This is a genomic window from Staphylococcus sp. GDY8P94P (assembly GCF_017892255.1).
Taxonomy (GTDB): domain Bacteria; phylum Bacillota; class Bacilli; order Staphylococcales; family Staphylococcaceae; genus Staphylococcus; species Staphylococcus cohnii.
In genome coordinates this window covers 2,847-3,546 of the sequence record NZ_JAESKU010000030.1, presented here as the reverse complement: position 1 = coordinate 3,546, position 700 = coordinate 2,847, and the positions used below count along the sequence as shown (strand labels likewise).

1 pseudogene is annotated in these 700 nt (G+C 41.9%); it reads right to left on the bottom strand.

Features of this window, described 5'->3' with window-relative positions:
- Positions 1-700, bottom strand: a pseudogene (locus KA926_RS13595) (IS256-like element ISEnfa4 family transposase); the annotation flags it as partial.

Sequence of the window (700 nt, the reverse complement as noted above, 5' to 3'; positions counted from 1 at the left end):
TGCGCAAGCTTTTGAATATTTAGACTGGTCGATATATTCACCGACTAAGGCATTCTTAGCTGTTCGAGCGAGTTCAATATCCGTAAACTTAAAGATCGCTTTTACTGCTTCTCTAAACGGTTTTGAATTCTTTTTTGGAATGGAACTGAAGATGTTTCTTAAAAAATGGACCTGGCATCTCTGCCAACTTGCGTTGGTAAATGACTTACGAATTGCAGACACTAGGCCTTTATGGGCATCAGAAATGATGAGTTCTGTCCCCTGTAGACCGCGTTCTTTTAAGTATTCAAAGAAGATGGACCATGTGTCATCACTTTCTTCATTTTGGATCATGAAGCCAATGATTTCACGATCACCACCTTCTGTTATCCCGATCGCAATATGGCAGCTTTTAGAAAGCACTCGATGGTCCTCACGGACTTTTATGTAGAGAACATCAGTCATCAGATAAGGATAACTCGTACCTGAGAGTGAACGGTTCTGCCATTCGTTGACCATCGGGTCTAACTGCTCAGTCAGGCTAGAAACAAAAGATTTCGATACCGATTTTCCACATAGCTCTTCAACAATCTTTGAAACTTTACGTGTCGAAACGCCTGAAACATACATCTCAAGCATTGAAGCGAGCAGTGCCTTTTCATTTCGCTGATAACGCTCAAACACCGTCGGTGAAAATTCACCATCACGTGTTCTGGGTACT